This is a genomic window from Citrobacter sp. Cu096 (assembly GCF_030332285.1).
Taxonomy (GTDB): Bacteria; Pseudomonadota; Gammaproteobacteria; order Enterobacterales; family Enterobacteriaceae; genus Citrobacter; species Citrobacter meridianamericanus.
Genome location: NZ_JAOWID010000030.1, coordinates 503,281 through 518,319, shown reverse-complemented (window position 1 = coordinate 518,319; position 15,039 = coordinate 503,281). Strand labels below are relative to the sequence as shown.

Sequence of the window (15,039 nt, the reverse complement as noted above, 5' to 3'; positions counted from 1 at the left end):
CTTTTCCTGCAGCCGTTTCTGCAGCCAGTATACCGATTACCACCACGCGTGGAAATGATGTACCGGACCTATTCCCTCGCCAACTTCCAGGGTGTCGGCTTGCGCCAGCGCAGCTGAAAGCCACAGCTTTGCCTCCTGTACTGTTTCTGCCCAGTTATCATGACGTGGGCGCAGCGCCGCCAGCGCCGCCGAGAGCGTACAACCGGTGCCATGAGTATTTTTGGTCATCACCCTTGGCGCGGTAAAACGCTGTTCACCCTCACGGGTAAAGAGCCAGTCCGGGCTTTGCACATCATCGAGATGTCCCCCTTTCATTAACACCGCCTCACAGCCCAGCGCCCGTAGCGCCCTTCCCTGCTCTAACATCTCCTGCTCAGTTTGCGCATGCGATGCCCCGAGAAGTGCCGCGGCTTCGGGTAAATTTGGTGTGATAATCGAGACCTGTGGCAGCAAACGGGTACGCAGCGTTTCTACCGCAGAAGGAGATAACAGCGGATCGCCGCTTTTCGCCAGCATCACCGTATCCAGCACCACATTTCGCACTCGATGACGACGCAAACGTTCGGCAACCGCTTCAACAATATCAGTCTCCGCCAGCATACCAATTTTGGTTGTGTCGATACGTACATCACTAAACACCGAGTCCAGTTGTGCAGCAACAAAGTCAGGTTCAATGCGATACACCGACTGCACCCCGCGCGTATTTTGTGCCACCAACGCGGTAATAACCGAGCAGCCGTAAGCGCCAAGCGCCGAGAAGGTTTTTAAATCGGCCTGAATACCTGCGCCACCGCTTGGATCGGTTCCTGCGATTGTTAATGCGTTAATCCGTTTCATGCTTGCTCCTGGGCGGTCAGGTTATAGAGGGCGTCGATAAATGCCGGAACAAAACTTCCCGGTCCGGTTGATTGTTCTGTAGCTATTTGTCCGGCCTGTTTCATCCAGCTGCAGGCTGAAGCGACGTTATCAAGTCTGTCACCACGCAAAGCACAACTGGCCGCAACAACCGCCGACAGCGCACATCCGGTACCCACCACTCGGGTCATCAACGGGTCACCGCCGTTCACGCAGACGGTACGCTGACCATCGGTAACGTAGTCAACTTCGCCGGTAACCACGACAACGGTCCCAACCTGACGTGCCAGCGCCTGCGCAGCCGGGAGGGCTACCGCTGGTGTATCAGTCGTGTCTACACCGCGCCCTCCACCGTTCATCCCCGCCAGCGCAAGGATTTCCGAGGCATTACCGCGAATAGCGGCGGGCTGTAGCGCCAGTAAATCCAGACAGAAGCGACGACGATACGCCAGTGCGCCTACGGCAACGGGATCGAGCGTCCAGGGAGTATTAGCCCGCAGCGCCTGTTCGACCGCCGCGCGCATGGCAATGGCGCGGCTCTCGGTCAGCGTACCCACGTTAATTAGCAGCGCACTGGCGATAGCCGCAAACTGGCTGGCTTCTTCAGGTTCGATCACCATCGCTGGTGATGCGCCAAGTGCGAGTAACGTATTGGCCGTAAAGCTTTGCACAACCTCGTTGGTCATACAGTGTGTGAGTGGGGAAAGCGTTCTAAATTGATGTAAGGTGTGGGCCGCAAGCGCGCGGCAGTGCAGGTCAGGCTGCATGGTTCAGCTCCTGCCCGCGCGAAGAAGGGACACGAGCAGTGTCAGACTTCCCTACGCTGGCATTATCCAGATCAGGTGGTACGGGTATTTCTCAGCCTTCACCAGGAAGGGCACCCCGAGTCGTTGAAACCGAAACATGTTACACCGGTTTCAGCGACAGGATACTGTCTGCACGCCATGTTGTAAATTGCGGGCCAACATTGCCGCATATCTGCACTTCATTTACACTTTTTACGAAATAACTGGAGTACTCACAAAATAGTGCTTGTCAGATATCCTGTAAGCCAGAAATGATACACGACTGATTTTGACGACCCGAATAAGTAGAGAGGATGGGTATGAAAAATAAAATGTTGCTGAGCGCACTTCTGCTTGCGAGCAGTGTCGTCTGGGCCGCACCGGCCACAAAAGCTGCCCCCACCGGAATTGATAAGTATGAGCTGAGCAGCTTTATTGCTGACTTCACCCATTTCAAACCCGGTGACAAGGTTCCACCACTGTATCTCACCGACGAATACACCATAAAGCAGTGGAATCTGCGCAACCTGCCCGCACCGACGGCAGGCACCCACTGGACCTACATGGGCGGCGCGTATGTGCTGGTCAATGATGCCGATGCTAAGATCATTAAAGCCTACGACGGCGAGATTTTTTATCATCGTTAATAGAATAAAAACACGTACTTTCAGCAAGAAAGTACGTGAAATAACCACCAATCAATCAGTCGTAAGATACCGCAAAGATCACTTTACTTTGTACCTCACCAGGCTGTAGTGATTCTCCTGTTACGCGAACATATTTCGCGGTGATGGGGAACGTGTAGCCACTTTTGATTTCAGTCAGTTTAGGTATTTTGTTCATCAGCGTATCCCCCAATTTCAACGGCGAGGTCGCACTGCCGTTGTAAATCTGGAAACCTACGCCCTTTGCACCACCCGTTAAAGTATTTATCAATATTGTCCCACTATCATTCCAGTCGCCACGCGCAACTTTAAAACTGACTGGATTGGTAGTGACGCCGTTGATACCTTCGCAACTCAGTGTGAGATCTGTAGAACCTGATTTAGTATTGTTTGCACTTAATATTTCTTTTAGCGTCGTATCCGGCATTTTTATCTCATATGTAGTTTTTGAGAAACGACAGGTTGTTGGTTTGTGCGTTACAGTGAAGTTCATATTCTGGGTAAAGGTTGAAGTATTCGACAACCGCTTTGTAGCCCAACAAAAAAGATAAGCTAACCAGTTTGCTGTGCAGTCATTTTCAGCAGTAATACTGACCGCTGAATCGCTCAAACTAAACGCATCGCCAGATACCGTCTGTTTTGCGGTTCCTGAACTCAAATAACTTGCTGTAATGGTGAAATTCTTGGTATTTAGTGTTCCACCGGCACTTACAGTTGTTCGACCAATACTGACAGGAAAATCATTACTCGTTAAATTAATACTAATTAATACCTTCTTACCGCTGCTCCCCTGGATAGCAACAATATAATCCTTGAGGGGTGTTGCATAATATAAACTATCGGTATTAGCAGTACATGTTATATTGCCACTGGCATTGAGATTTACTTTTGCTGTCGCCTTACCGGATGTCATATCCAGATTGATTGTCGATGTTCCCCCGTTTAATGACTGAAACGTACATCCCGCCTGTACCCCAAAGGATGACAATAGCAAAAATAGTAAATACAGATACTCTTTCATATTTCGCATCCTTATCGGCAAATATAGACTTCATTCTCATCAATCGCCTTATCGAAGGTAATCGTGCAGAATTGTCCCAGCTGTTTATTAACCGCGACGCGTACCGACGCAGGAATGTCGTTGGTGCGAATAAATAACCGACTGCCCTGGCCGACCAGACCAATGTTATTACCCGCACTATCTTCAACCTCATAGCCAAACGATAACGGAGAGCCGTCCGGACGCTGGGCAAGAAAATACCAGGGTTTACGCCTGTCAGTTTCATACTCCGCCAGTACAACCGCACCGCGATAAGGTACCGCACCTTTGCGGTTGCCAAGTAAGGCAACATCGCTGTGGCTGTCAGAAAGATCCAGCATCAGCATATTTTCGCGATACGGGGTCAGGCCGTCATAAACCGCGTAACCTTTGCTGTTCGTCGTTAAGTAACGCTGTCCCTGCACCGCCGCCCCCTGTAACCCCGGCGCTTTAACAATGGCGAAAGTATCGGAAAGCCGGGACGTCAGCGCCACGCCGTCAGACCACACCACAACACCGCCCTGAATATTACCGCTGGCCTGTTGATACTTATTCGACTGGCTGTAGCTGCCGCCCACAGTCGCCATTGCCGCGCGCCAGACCATGCTACCGCCCGCCGTTGTCTCGTTCTCTTGTCGTTGGTGACTGAGGTTGGCGCCATAGCTGAATTGATCGCGATTACCCGCCACCCCGCTTAAGCTGGCGTTATTCGACTGATAACCATCATCATCAAACGTAGTTGAGTTAGAAACGAACAGATCGCGCCGAGGAGCGGAAATACCGTCCCCCCACGAAAACGGGATGGAAATGTACAGGTTAAAACGCTTATCCTCGTGATTATCCTGATCGTACGTTTGGCTAACGGCAAAGGTATAGCTAACTCGCTGCCACGTGTTCGAATAACTCAACTGATAATCTTTACCCGTTCCACTACGTTGCCAGTAGTCACGCCACAAACCGCTGACGGCCAGAAATCCCCAATCAGCAGCCAGTGCCTGGTTGATGTTCAGAGAAAAACTGTTCTTACGGCCAAAGTCGTTCTGATAGTAGTCCGCAAGGTCATAAACATCATTTTCATCGCGGTGATAGTGATTTTTATTATTCGCCCACACGTAGTCATTAAAGCTACGATAATCCCGCGATGAATAACGATAAGCTGCCAGCGCAAACTGCGTGCTGGTCTGGGCGACATACTTGTTCCACGCAACCTGATAGCTCTGACCATCAAAAACATCACCATTATCCTGTTCGCTATGTGATCGCGTGGCATCTACCAATACCGAGCCAATAGGTGTATTCCAGCCGGTCCCGAGCACAAATGAAGAATAATTCTGCGACAGCATTGTACCGCCATAGACCGTTAGCAAATTGTTCATACCATACTGATAACTGCCCTGTAGGAAATCATACTGATTGCCAGCCCCCTCAATATGGCTACGCCCGGCAGCAAAATCATATTTTGATACGCCTGACTGCAGCATATTCGGCACAGATGAATAAGGCACCAGGTAATGGGATACTGAGCCGTCGGCCTCTTTCACGCTCACATCTAAATCCGCGCCGCCGCCAGCAAGTTGCAGATCATCAATAGCAAATGGGCCTGGTGGAACTTCTTTCTGATAAATAACAAAGCCGTTTTGTTCGATGGTTACCAACGCGTTGCTCTGGGCAATCCCATGTACTACTGGGGTAAAATTCTGTTTTGAGTTCGGTAACATTTGCATATCACGCCAGATACGCACACCGCGAAAACGTACCGCGTCAAAGATATCCGAACCGGTGTACATATCTCCGGTACGTAGCGTGCCAAGTATTTGCGGGATACCGCGCTCCATATATAACGTGTTACTTTTCCAATTACCGCTGTTCTCGTTGCCTTTTATATAGTTGGCATTTGAGTGCAACTGCCATCCAAGCAGGTTCAACCCGCTATTCAGGTTCACATAGCTACTTTTATCATCGCCGCCGTGTTTATAATTACTGTAATACTGGCTGGCGTAATAAGATGTATAAAAAGCGTTAACCCCGCGTTCCCAGGTTTCAGGCGACATATATCCTGACTCATGTTCAAGCACATACGCATGCGGCACGCTTAGATTCAGAATAAATTGCCCTATGTCATAACCGACACTGCCGCCCTGAACTGCCGCGCGCAGCGGTACACACTCTACAGTTTTATCTGCTTTAATCCCCTCAGTACGAATACCAATTTTCTGCAACTGCGCCCAGGATAAGCATGCCGCATCCGAATCGGATTTAATATTAATATTATAATGACCCCGCCAATGATTATTTACATAAACATCCATTTCATACATTCCGGGCATTGGCTTATCGCCATCAATTTGATAGCGGGATATTTTTTCACCATTTAAACCACCGATCATAAAGTGGGTATCAAAGGTTTCTTCTTCAGCCCATGCAGATGATGAGGCCGTCAGCACCGACAGGATGGCCAGTGTAATCGAATTAATCTTTAACATAGCCAGTCCTTGAGCTATTTTTCAGTTTCTATTCTTTCACTCAAATAATTACCGTAATCGTCAATAAGTGTAACCTTGTAGTCACTAACAACAGCGGTAGTACTTAACATTTTCTCTGACCACGGTGCTAACAGTAACGTTTCCTTATTAATTTTTGAACCACCTATCAATTCAGGAATAGTAATCCAGTTAGCAGAATTATTTTTAATTTTTATCCCACCACTAGCATGACTGACATTCAGATGGGTAAAACTTTTTTTATCAACACCAGAAACACCCTGTGGGCGATAAATAAATTTTATGCGGTTCTGCATAGCAAATTTAATTATATTTTTACCTTCTGATTCCGCTGAATTAGGAGGTATATCGAGCACATTAAGAAAAAAAAGGCTTTCACGATCTTTCGGTAACGTATTTGCTAACTGCTTAATTTTCAGCTGCTGGCCGGAACCACCGCTAACCTTTGTTACTGGCGGAGTCATCACAAACGGTACCTGAATTTTCTCTGGCGGCAGGCTGGTATCACCATCGTCAATCCACGACTGAACCAGAGCACCACGACTGCCTTCGTTCATGATTTGCACGGTAATTTCTTTTTTCTGCGCCGGATAAATGACACGAGTGCCGTAAATATAAATACCTCCCCACGCCGGCATTACCGAGCCAGCAAAAAATAATATTAATAACTTTTTCATTATAATTATCCTTACTACAGCAAAAACCGGCGGCCACAGCCGCCGACAAACAGGATTGTAATCTTAATCAGTAACTACAGTCATCGTCAGCGAAGAGGCCACATCACCAGCGGTGACGTCAGTTGAACCCACTTTCGCGTAGCGTGCGCTAAAGTCCAGAACATATTTATTGTCTGCGGTTTTCGTTAAATTAATACTTGAATCAGGATTAACCTGTTTATCACCATAATAGACCGCAAAACCAGCACCATTATTTGATGCGGTATTTCGTGTAATGTGTTTATTATTACTGTCAAATTGCGAGCTGGAGAAAGTTATTTTCGGCGCTGCAGTACCAGTACATTCAACGGTTAAGGGAACGGTGGTTTTATTTGAGTATCCATCATAAACACCACCAGCGCTTAAGGTATTTAATCTGTCAGCACCAATTTGGTTCATACCAATGGTCGCCGTACTATCGCCCGTAAATTTACAGGTAGTTCCCACCACCTTACCAGTAATAATCAGTTCACCCTGATCGGTATCAGCAGCAAAAGCCCCTGCGCTCATAAATACAGCAGAAAGAACAGTAGCAGAAATGATTGAAGCTTTCATAATATCTTCCTTAATGAATTAATTTCTATTATTAAGAGGTGGTATTTCTTGAAATTAAATTCTCACAGGAAAAAAGTTACCGCAATGTAAACGCGTTGTTTTATTGACTTAACTCAAATTAATCATTGCAATATAATCACAACAAATAAGTGACAATTTAAGTTATCATTAGAATTAATAACTTAATGGCATTAACTAGCCGGGACGGGATTCTTCAAACAAATATAAAACTAGGCATCATTCTTCAAAACTATATCTAGCCATAAATAAAAAGAAACTTTTTTAATCATAGCTATTTAGCACGATCTGCCGCGAACTATCACCATGAACAATAACAATATCAGTCACCACGCCTCGCGCAGGCGAAGACGTCACATTGTTGATAGTTGAAAGATGAAGAGTTTCTCCACATCGTTGATGTATTTCATTATTTACAACATCAGTACTACAAGTCGGTTCGACTACCCTGCCGTCGATGGTTAAAGAGGCAGTATCGGAAGCAAAAACACTCATTCCATAAGTCAGAATTATAATTCCCATCAGCCAATGTTTTTTCATTTGATCGTAACTCCTGTGGTTAACATCAAATAACATGCAGATGGCCTGTTAAGTGACAGTATGGGCGAAATACACCGCTCAATCCAATCGGAATTGTAGATTGATGGGATTAGATTGATCAATTTAAATGATGCATTAAAGAGGATTATTCAGAAAAAGACATGAATTATACAGGCTGGATAAATATCAGGGTTCAACTTTTCACTAAATACATTCACCGCATCAATATATTATTGATGCGGCGAATGGATTAAAAACCACGGCTACAGCTAAAATTACACTGCGCGGAAGGCGATCTCACCAGGGATAACTTCTCCCTGCCAGTAGAGCTGGGCAGCGACACGCCCTGCCAGGCTGCGGTAAATGGCAGTAAATTCGCTGTCAGGACGGCTGATGACCGTCGGCATACCACGATCGAGGTCCTCACGCAGGGAAATATGCAGCGGCATCTGTCCCAGCAGTTGAGTGTGATACTGCTCTGCCAGCTTCTGCGCCCCACCGGTGCCAAAGATTGGCTCGTGATGACCGCAGTTGCTGCAAATATGCATACTCATATTCTCAACAATACCCAGCACCGGTACTTCGACTTTTTCGAACATCACAATGCCTTTTTTGGCATCGATTAGTGCAATGTCCTGCGGAGTGGTCACCACAACAGCTCCCGTTACCGGAATGTTCTGCGCCAGCGTCAACTGGATGTCACCCGTACCCGGCGGCATATCCAGTACCAGGTAATCAAGATCCGGCCATAAGGTTTCCTGCAGCATCTGCAGCAGCGCTTTGCTGGCCATCGGGCCACGCCACACCATCGCGTTATCATCAGTGACCAGATAACCAATGGAGTTCGTCGCCAGACCGTGAGACATGATCGGCGCCATGTGCGTACCGTCAGGTGAGGTTGGACGCTGGTTTTCCGCGCCGAGCATTGTCGGAATAGACGGGCCATAAATATCGGCGTCCAGAATACCTACCTTCGCTCCTTCAGCAGCCAGCGCCAGCGCCAGGTTCACGGCGGTAGAGGATTTACCTACACCACCTTTACCCGAGCTGACTGCGATGATGTTTTTTACACCATTTATGCCCGGCTGGTTTTTCACGCGTTTTAACGTCGCGATGTTATGCGACAGTTTCCAGTCGATCGCTTTCGCACCGGTAATGCGCAGCAGGTCGGCACTACATTGCTCTTTTAAGTCCTCAAACGCGCTATGCCAGACGAACGGCATGACCAGCTCAACGTGCAACGTGTCATCCATCCAGGCGACGTGATGCAACGCTTTAAGCGTCGTCAGATTATGCTTCAGGGTTGAATGCTGAAAATTCGCCAGCGTCCCGGCAACCATGGCGCGCAGGGTCTCTGGTGATTTGGCCTGGGATTGTGCGTTCATCCCGACTCCTTTTTGTTGTTCTGAATATACAATAGTCACCGCTAGTTTACTCCAACGGCAACAATTATTCATTTACGGATAAATGCCCTTATCGCTTGGCGCAGTAATTACCATTTTGGTACTATCAAAGCCCTTTTCACTACAAAAGAAGTAATTGCCTACTATGACTCAAGTCGCGAAGAAAATTCTGGTAACGTGCGCGCTGCCGTACGCCAACGGCTCTATCCACCTCGGCCATATGCTGGAGCACATCCAGGCTGATGTCTGGGTCCGTTACCAGCGAATGCGCGGCCACCAGGTTAACTTCATCTGCGCAGACGACGCACACGGTACGCCAATCATGCTGAAAGCGCAGCAGCTTGGGGTCACGCCAGAGCAGATGATCGGTGAAATGAGTCAGGAGCATCAGACTGATTTTGCGGGTTTTGACATCAGCTATGACAACTACCACTCTACGCACAGCGAAGAGAACCGTGAGTTGTCTGAGCTGATTTACACACGTCTGAAGGAGAACGGTTTTATTAAGAACCGTACTATCTCCCAGCTTTACGATCCAGAAAAAGGCATGTTCCTACCGGATCGTTTCGTTAAAGGCACCTGCCCGAAATGTAAATCTCCGGATCAGTACGGCGATAACTGTGAAGTGTGCGGCGCAACCTACAGCCCTACCGAGCTTATCGAGCCGAAATCTGTGGTTTCTGGGGCGACGCCGGAAATGCGTGACTCCGAACACTTCTTCTTTGACCTGCCGTCATTCAGCGAAATGTTGCAGGCGTGGACGCGCAGCGGTGCGTTGCAGGAGCAAGTGGCGAACAAAATGCAGGAATGGTTCGAATCCGGCCTGCAGCAGTGGGATATTTCCCGCGATTCCCCGTACTTCGGTTTTGAAATCCCGAACGCGCCCGGCAAGTATTTCTACGTCTGGCTGGATGCGCCAATCGGCTATATGGGCTCGTTCAAAAACCTGTGCGACAAGCGCGGCGACACGACCAGCTTTGATGAGTACTGGAAGAAGGATTCCGACGCCGAGCTGTATCACTTCATCGGTAAGGATATCGTCTACTTCCACAGCCTGTTCTGGCCTGCCATGCTGGAAGGCAGTAACTTCCGTAAGCCGACTAACCTGTTCGTTCACGGGTATGTGACGGTAAACGGCGCGAAGATGTCTAAATCTCGCGGCACTTTCATTAAGGCCAGCACCTGGCTGAAGCACTTTGACGCCGACAGCCTGCGCTACTACTACACGGCGAAGCTTTCTTCACGTATTGATGATATCGACCTGAACCTGGAAGATTTTGTCCAGCGCGTCAACGCTGATATCGTCAACAAAGTGGTCAACCTGGCGTCCCGTAACGCGGGCTTTATCAGTAAGCGCTTTGACGGCGTGCTGGCGGCTGAACTGGCCGATCCTGCGCTGTATAAAACCTTTACAGACGCTGCAGTGGTGATTGGTGAAGCGTGGGAAAACCGTGAATTCGGTAAAGCAATCCGCGAAATCATGGCGCTGGCCGACGTAGCTAACCGCTACGTTGACGAACAGGCTCCGTGGGTCGTGGCTAAACAGGAAGGCCGTGACGCCGACCTGCAGGCAATTTGCTCCATGGGCATTAACCTGTTCCGCGTCCTGATGACCTGGCTGAAGCCGGTACTGCCGACGCTTGCTGAACGTGTCGAAGCATTCCTCAACAGCGAACTGACCTGGGATGGCATCGAACAACCGCTGCTCGGTCATAAAGTCAACACCTTTAAGGCGCTCTACAACCGCATCGACATGAAACAAGTTGAAGCGCTGGTTGAGGCGTCGAAAGAAGAAGTGAAAGCCGCTGCCGCACCGGTAACCGGCCCACTGGCGGATGATCCGATTCAGGAAACCATCACTTTTGACGATTTCGCCAAAGTTGATCTGCGCGTGGCGCTGATTGAAAACGCAGAGTTCGTGGAAGGTTCCGATAAACTGCTGCGCCTGACGCTGGATCTCGGCGGCGAGAAGCGCAACGTTTTCTCTGGTATTCGTTCTGCTTATCCGGATCCGCAGACCCTGATTGGGCGTCAGACCATTATGGTTGCCAACCTGGCTCCTCGTAAGATGCGCTTCGGCATTTCTGAAGGGATGGTGATGGCAGCAGGTCCTGGTGGGAAAGATATCTTCCTGTTAAGCCCGGATGAAGGTGCAAAACCAGGCCAACAGGTGAAGTAAGTTAGAAACAACAAGCGCTGCAACCGCAGCGCTTTTTTTATTGCATCAATTCTTCCCCTAATCTGAAATTCTCCCCTGCTCCATTTCCGGACTGCTCAGCCACTGCTATTCGCCTTATTCTATCTCTCACTGGTATTCAATATTCATAAAATGGAGTTTTACATGAAAGCGTTGCAAAAATTTGTTTCTCTCGCTGTTGCGTCGATTGTTGTTTTTTTCCTGGCGGGATGTGGTGATAAAGAAGAAACGAAAACATTCAATGCCAATCTTAACGGTTCTGATATCACCGTTTCTTACACGTATAAAGGTGATAAGGTCCTAAAGCAAATCTCTGAAAGTAAAATCAGCTATGCGTCAGTCGGTGCCAGCAATAAAGAAGAAGCAGCAATAGTATTCAACGCGTTAAGCACCAAATATCAAAACATTACTGGTATAGAAGAAAAACTTACCTATTCAGATACCTACGCGCAAGAAAATGTCACTATCGATATGGAAAAAGTTGATATAAAAGCGTTGCAGGCCATTTCAGGGATTAAACTATCTGAAAACGCCGATAAAAACATCAGCATGAAGCAAATGCAAACGGTAATGGAATCGGCGGGTTTTAAAGAAGTGAAGTAAAGCATCGGCGACCCGATTTTGATCGTGGTCGCCAGCGCTGCTTTACGCTTTCTTTTTATGCTCTCGCGACGTTAAACCACGCAGGAAATAACGCAGGAACTGATCGCCGCATTCGCGATAATTCTTATGGTCCGGCGCGCGCATCATGGCGGTAATTTCCGGCATCGACACACGGAATTTCTGCTCGGTCATAATCGCCAGAATATCATCGGTTTTCAGCGAAAAGGCGATACGCAGCTTTTTCAGCACCGTATTGTTATTAACACGACGCTCAAGCGCCAGTTCCGGCGCAGAATCATCTTTGCCGCGCAGATGATAAATCAGACCGTTTAAAAAACCGGAAAGAATGATATCCGGGCAGCGAACAAACCCGTCTTCATCTTCTTTTGTCGTCCAGGTATCGAAATTTGCGGAGATGGATTCCATGTCAGCAAGCGCAAGAATACGCACCATGTCGTTATTGTTCGCTTTCAGGGTGTAGCGCAGGCTACGAAGAATATCGTTACTTAGCATAGAGCCTTCAACTGTCGGTGATGCAATGGTGCGCAGTGTATCAGTTTTACAGTCCAATCGCCTCTTTTAGACTTTTAAGATAACGACGACTTACCGGAACCGTCAGACCGTTACGTAAAATCAACTCGGCCTGGCCGTTGTCTTCCAGACGTATCTCCTGTAATTGCGCCATATTCACCAGGTATTGTCGATGACAGCGCAAAAGCGGCGTGCGACTCTCCAGCGTTCTGAGTGTAAGCTCGGTAAAGCCTTCTTTGCCGTCGCTGCTGGTCACATACACGCCACTCATACGGCTGCTGATAAACGCCACGTCATCCATTTGCAGTAAATAAATTCGGCTGTGACCGCTGCACGGAATAAATTTCAGCGCCTGTTGATTCTCTGGCAGTAGCGAAACATCCTGTTTCGTGCGTTCCTGACGCAAACGGCTCAGCGTTTTTTCCAGCCGCGCCTCTTCAATCGGCTTGAGAAGATAATCAAACGCGTGTTCTTCAAATGCTTTCACCGCATATTCATCAAAAGCGGTCAGGAAAACAATGTACGGGCGATGCTCGGGATCAAGCATGCCAACCATTTCCAGACCGCTGATACGCGGCATCTGAATATCAAGGAACAGGACATCCGGACGCAGTTTATGTACCGCGCCGATGGCTTCCACCGCATTCGAACATTCGCCGACAATCTCGATGTCGCTTTGCTCTTGCAACAGGATCCGCAGATTCTCCCGCGCTAACGGTTCGTCATCGACAATCAGCACTTTGATCATGCCAGTTCCTCCAGAGGAAGTCGTAAAGTGATTCGGGTAAAGCGGTCAGGTTCACACGCTACGCTGATGCCAAAATCATCGCCAAACCGCTCGCGCAGTCGTTTATCAACCAGACTCATACCCAATCCGCTGGCCTCAGACGTTGGCTGATACAACCCGGCATTATCTTCAATATCCAGCATCAGATACTGTCCTTCGCGACGGGCGGTAATCGACACTTCCCCGGTATCCAGCAGCTGAGAGGTACCGTGCTTGATAGCATTCTCCACAATAGGTTGTAGGGTAAAGGCGGGTAATTGCTGATACGAAAGCGCATCCGGCACCGTCAAAGTTACCTGCAGGCGCGACTGAAACCGTGCCTTTTCAATTTGCAAATAAGCGTTAACGTGTTCAATTTCATCGGCCAGCGTCACAATCTCCGATGGGCGTTTTAAGTTTTTGCGAAAGAACGTCGACAGATACTGCACCAGTTGGCTGGCCTGCTCGCTATCACGTCGGATCACGGCTTTGATCGTGTTGAGCGCATTAAACAGAAAATGGGGATTCACCTGCGCATGCAGTAGTTTGATTTCCGACTGCGTGAGCATCGCTTTTTGCCGCTCATACTGCCCGGCCAGTATCTGCGCCGAAAGCAGTTGGGCGATCCCTTCCCCCAACGTGCGGTTGATCGAGCTAAAGAGACGGTTTTTGGCCTCATACAATTTGATGGTCCCCATCACCCTCTGGTTCTCTCCCCGCAAAGGGATCACTAGCGTCGAGCCTAATTTGCATTGCGGATGCAAAGAGCAGCGATAAGGGACTTCATTGCCGTCGGCATAAACCACCTCTCCGGTTTCAATCGCCCTCTGAGTGTACGAGGAAGAGATAGGTTTACCCGGCAGATGATGGTCGTCACCGATACCGGTAAACGCCAGCAGCTTCTCGCGGTCGGTAATCGCCACGGCACCGATGTCCAGCTCTTCATACAGCACCTGAGCGACTTTCATGCTGTTAACCTCGTTGAAGCCCTGGCGCAAAATCCCTTCCGTTGAGGCGGCAACTTTGAGCGCGGTGGCGGAAAAAGCCGAAGTATATTTTTCAAACATCGCTCGTTTATCGAGCAAAATACGCATAAACAAGGCCGCGCCCACGGTATTCGTCACCATCATCGGCGCGGCGATATTGCTGACCAGTCGATAGGCATCATCAAACGGCCGGGCGATTAATAAGATGATCAACATCTGCACCAGTTCGGCGACAAAAGTTATGGCACCCGCCGTCAACGGGCTGAAGACTTTATCGGTACGGCCACGGCGGGTAAGCACGCTATGCACCAGCCCGCCAAGCAAACCTTCCACAATGGTCGAAATCATGCAGCTAAGTGCCGTCATTCCGCCCATCGAATAACGATGCAAACCGCCGGTCAGGCCAACTAAACCTCCGACCACCGGGCCGCCAAGCAACCCGCCCATTACAGCGCCAATAGCGCGAGTGTTCGCAATGGAGTCATCAATGTGCAGCCCGAAATAGGTGCCCAAAATGCAGAAAATGGAAAAGGTAACGTAGCAAAGCAGTTTGTGCGGCAACCGGATAGTCACCTGCATCAGCGGAATAAACAAACGCGTTTTGCTCATGAGCCACGCGATAACGAGAAACACGCACATCTGCTGAAGCAGCAGCAACACCAGATTAAACTCGTACATACCCGCCAACCACACATCACTTAAAAGCGCGTAACATACATGGGCTGCGCGTAACTTTCTTTGAAGTGTTGCAAAAAAAAAGGAATTTGTGAGAACGATCACTCGAAAGCGCGAGCATGGCTACAAACCCACCCATTTATTGATCAAAAAACAGCCAAAACTACCTGGTTCGCAAAAGAGCGTCTAAAGTAAAACTGGGAC

The 15,039-nt window shown here is 48.7% G+C and carries 14 protein-coding genes and 1 riboswitch; of the genes, 3 read left to right on the top strand and 11 right to left on the bottom strand.

From position 1 onward, the window contains the following. Nucleotides 1–36: 36 nt before the first annotated feature. Complete coding sequence (thiD, locus tag OGX99_RS16765) at nt 37–837, bottom strand: bifunctional hydroxymethylpyrimidine kinase/phosphomethylpyrimidine kinase (RefSeq protein ID WP_187258714.1); 801 nt, start codon at nt 835–837, stop codon at nt 37–39. Further along, the gene (gene thiM, locus OGX99_RS16760; RefSeq protein ID WP_286538951.1) at nt 834–1,622 is read right to left on the bottom strand and encodes a hydroxyethylthiazole kinase; all 789 of its coding nucleotides are present in this window, start codon (nt 1,620–1,622) and stop codon (nt 834–836) included. Before thiM ends, thiD begins: the two co-directional genes overlap by 4 nt. Nucleotides 1,623–1,653: 31 nt before the next feature. After that, nucleotides 1,654–1,750: riboswitch (TPP riboswitch) on the bottom strand. A gap of 204 nt (nt 1,751–1,954) precedes the next feature. On the opposite strand from thiM, the gene OGX99_RS16755 reads away from it, so the two are divergent. Next, nucleotides 1,955–2,287, top strand: coding sequence for an RcnB family protein (locus tag OGX99_RS16755; RefSeq protein WP_187253394.1), 333 nt, complete (start codon nt 1,955–1,957; stop codon nt 2,285–2,287). A gap of 55 nt (nt 2,288–2,342) precedes the next feature. Here the strand turns inward: OGX99_RS16755 and OGX99_RS16750 are convergent, their stop codons facing one another. From OGX99_RS16750 to apbC, 6 genes are all read right to left on the bottom strand, one after another. After that, nucleotides 2,343–3,326, bottom strand: a complete 984-nt coding sequence (locus OGX99_RS16750) for a fimbrial protein (RefSeq protein WP_286544281.1) — start codon at nt 3,324–3,326, stop codon at nt 2,343–2,345. An 11-nt stretch (nt 3,327–3,337) separates the two neighbouring features. Then, complete coding sequence (locus tag OGX99_RS16745; protein ID WP_286544277.1) at nt 3,338–5,827, bottom strand: fimbrial biogenesis outer membrane usher protein; 2,490 nt, start codon at nt 5,825–5,827, stop codon at nt 3,338–3,340. 14 nt (nt 5,828–5,841) lie between these two features. Then, on the bottom strand, nt 5,842–6,522 hold the full coding sequence (locus OGX99_RS16740) for a fimbrial assembly chaperone (protein WP_286544273.1): 681 nt from the start codon (nt 6,520–6,522) through the stop codon (nt 5,842–5,844). A gap of 63 nt (nt 6,523–6,585) precedes the next feature. Further along, a complete protein-coding gene (gene yehD / locus OGX99_RS16735) occupies nt 6,586–7,116 on the bottom strand; it encodes a fimbrial protein YehD (protein ID WP_151219803.1) in 531 nt (176 codons plus the stop codon). A gap of 282 nt (nt 7,117–7,398) precedes the next feature. After that, the gene (locus OGX99_RS16730) at nt 7,399–7,674 is read right to left on the bottom strand and encodes a DUF2574 family protein (protein ID WP_151224717.1); all 276 of its coding nucleotides are present in this window, start codon (nt 7,672–7,674) and stop codon (nt 7,399–7,401) included. 275 nt (nt 7,675–7,949) lie between these two features. After that, the gene (gene apbC, locus OGX99_RS16725) at nt 7,950–9,059 is read right to left on the bottom strand and encodes an iron-sulfur cluster carrier protein ApbC (protein ID WP_048211189.1); all 1,110 of its coding nucleotides are present in this window, start codon (nt 9,057–9,059) and stop codon (nt 7,950–7,952) included. A 163-nt stretch (nt 9,060–9,222) separates the two neighbouring features. Between apbC and metG the strand changes: the two genes are divergently transcribed. Both metG and OGX99_RS16715 read left to right on the top strand, forming a co-directional pair. After that, nucleotides 9,223–11,256 (top strand): methionine--tRNA ligase, encoded by a 2,034-nt coding sequence (gene metG, locus OGX99_RS16720; protein ID WP_151224718.1) that lies wholly within the window; start codon nt 9,223–9,225, stop codon nt 11,254–11,256. 162 nt (nt 11,257–11,418) lie between these two features. Next, nucleotides 11,419–11,877 (top strand): YehR family lipoprotein, encoded by a 459-nt coding sequence (locus OGX99_RS16715; protein WP_187253397.1) that lies wholly within the window; start codon nt 11,419–11,421, stop codon nt 11,875–11,877. Nucleotides 11,878–11,919: 42 nt separating this feature from the next. Here OGX99_RS16715 and OGX99_RS16710 read toward each other — a convergent pair whose 3' ends face one another. The 3 genes from OGX99_RS16710 to OGX99_RS16700 are packed head-to-tail and all read right to left on the bottom strand — an operon-like array spanning nt 11,920 to nt 14,838. Beyond that, the gene (locus tag OGX99_RS16710) at nt 11,920–12,390 is read right to left on the bottom strand and encodes a YehS family protein (protein WP_003027346.1); all 471 of its coding nucleotides are present in this window, start codon (nt 12,388–12,390) and stop codon (nt 11,920–11,922) included. Between the two features lie 46 nt (nt 12,391–12,436). Then, a complete protein-coding gene (btsR, locus tag OGX99_RS16705) occupies nt 12,437–13,156 on the bottom strand; it encodes a two-component system response regulator BtsR (RefSeq protein ID WP_103770480.1) in 720 nt (239 codons plus the stop codon). Then, a complete protein-coding gene (locus OGX99_RS16700; protein ID WP_151219809.1) occupies nt 13,153–14,838 on the bottom strand; it encodes a sensor histidine kinase in 1,686 nt (561 codons plus the stop codon). The genes btsR and OGX99_RS16700 overlap by 4 nt, the downstream gene beginning before the upstream one ends. Between the last annotated feature and the right edge of the window lie 201 nt (nt 14,839–15,039).